The sequence below is a fragment of the Terriglobus sp. YAF25 genome (assembly GCF_052113305.1).
GTDB lineage: Bacteria > Acidobacteriota > Terriglobia > Terriglobales > Acidobacteriaceae > Terriglobus.
This window is the reverse complement of record NZ_JBFRCY010000884.1, coordinates 1-1,605: the sequence shown is the minus strand read 5'-3', so window position 1 is coordinate 1,605 and position 1,605 is coordinate 1. Positions and strand designations below refer to the sequence as shown.

General features: G+C 60.6%; 2 protein-coding genes. One reads left to right on the top strand and one right to left on the bottom strand.

Features of this window, described 5'->3' with window-relative positions; genetic code table 11:
• On the top strand, window positions 1-818 hold an 818-nt coding region (locus tag AB4043_RS24850; RefSeq protein ID WP_442308438.1), incomplete at its 5' end, for a prolipoprotein diacylglyceryl transferase.
• 33 nt (window positions 819-851) lie between these two features.
• Here AB4043_RS24850 and AB4043_RS24845 read toward each other — a convergent pair.
• Window positions 852-1,475 (bottom strand): M48 family peptidase, encoded by a 624-nt coding sequence (locus AB4043_RS24845; protein WP_442308439.1) that lies wholly within the window; start codon window positions 1,473-1,475, stop codon window positions 852-854.
• Between the last annotated feature and the right edge of the window lie 130 nt (window positions 1,476-1,605).

Sequence of the window (1,605 nt, the reverse complement as noted above, 5' to 3'; positions counted from 1 at the left end):
CCTTCGGAATCCTTCTCTGGCTGGGTGCCGTTGTAGCCACGGTTATCCTCCACAACAACTTTCAGCGTTTTTCCATCGATGCCGACGCCCTGAATGTCGTCGCGTTCGTCACCATCGCCGGCGTGCTGGGCGCGAAGGCATATCACGAGCTGCAGGACCCCGCGGAACTGGCCGACTCGATGCGCCGCATCATGCTGCCGGGCTGGCATCATCCGGGCGAGATCCTCCTCTATCTGCTCAAGTGGTTCCAGGCAGGCTTTGCGTGGTTCGGCGGTCTCTGCGCCGGCATCGCCATGCTGCTATGGCAGGGACGCCAGGCGAAGTTCCGGAACGGAGCCCGAGTGGGAGGCCTGCGTATGCTGGATCTTGCTGCTCCTGCCGCTGCCATCGGTTACGGCGTTGGCCGCCTCGGATGCCTGCTCTCGGGAGACGGCGACTACGGCAAGAGCACAAAGTTGCCCTGGGGCGTGCACATCCGCAACGACGCGCTCGATCCGCCGGTACCGAATCCTCCCGATCTAAAGGTCCATCCCACGCCGGTCTACGAGCTGGGCTACTCGCTGGTCTTCGGTCTCTGGCTCTGGCATCGCGCCAAGAAGAACCTGCCTATCGGCCAGCTGACGGGCGAGTACCTGGTGCTGACAGGGATCGCGCGCTGGTTTGTCGAGCTCATCCGCATCAACCCCCGTGTCCACTGGGGCATGAGCAACGCCCAGGTAGCTGCACTTGGCTCAATCCTGGCTGGTATCGTGCTGATTCTCTGGTCGAAGACGCGATCGAAGAAATGGGTCGCGGAGGCTGAAGCGGTCGCAAATTAAGTCAATGATTCAATGATTGAATCATTGAATAAATCAGAGTCTCTTCAGATAAGCCTTCGCCTCTTCCAGCTCAGGGAAGAGGCGTTCTTCTGCCTGGAACTCACGCGAATGTACGCAGCGGCGGCCTGACTTCACACGGACGGGGTGCTTGAGGTGGAGCATCTCGTGATAAAGCAGGTATTCGATGGCGCAGCGCGGTGTGTCTGGCCGGTCAAAGACTCGGCTGATCATGATGGTATTGTGAGCGGCGTCGTAGTGGCCTAGGAGGCGGCGTGCGTTATGTCCGCTCCAGGTGAGTACAGGACGTCCCATCAGCCCGTGGAAGAACCTGCGGTTCAGCGTCTCGAAGACCTCGTCGAGGTCATAGTGGCGCCCTTTAGCGGTGAGGATACGTTTTCGGCCGCGGGTCTGGCGGATATGCTCCGCCATCTTTGAGACCGGCTCCGACTGGGTGTAGCGGCGGTAGCGGTCGGCGTGCAGGCGAAGGATCGGCTTACGGTACAGCTTTGCAATCAGGATGTGGGCAATGGCCCGCAGCACGCTCTCGGGAGCGGCCTCCAGAAGATCGGAGAGGGAGACGTAAAGTTTGCCGTCGCGCAGGCGGATGGTCGTGTTCAGCGACGTAAATCGCCGGAACCGGACATGGAGCTCCGGCATGGGGGCACGGGGCCGCAGCTCGCGGTATTCCTCGTGAAACAGTTGGCGGAGCTCGGGAGACACTACATTCAACGTAAAGCATTTTCCCTGTTCCTGGGTATCCCGGAAGAGTCGTGCAGCGGCGTTTTCA